Source organism: Thermus sp. FJN-A, assembly GCF_054655095.1.
Map to the genome: position 1 here is coordinate 1 of NZ_BAAHSC010000038.1, position 238 is coordinate 238.

General features: G+C 72.3%; 1 pseudogene. It reads right to left on the reverse strand.

Features of this window, described 5'->3' with window-relative positions:
• Positions 1-238: pseudogene (locus tag ACYQ0J_RS00185) on the reverse strand (ATP-binding protein); the annotation flags it as partial.

The window sequence follows — 238 nt, forward strand, 5'->3', positions numbered from 1 at the left end:
TAGGGTCTCCGGGTGGACGGCCAGGACCAGGGTGGCCACCTCGGCGAAGGCCACCAGCCAGGGGACCACACTGGGGGTGAGGCCCGTGGCGTCGTCCACGACGAGGGTGACGGGGTTCACCCCTTCGGGGCGCTTGAGGGCCTTGAGGAGGCTCCTCGCCTTCTCCTCGTTCCCCGGGTAGCGCCTCTGCCAGGCCTTGAGGTCGGCCTCGAGGTCCCACCCCCCCCCCCCCCCAACC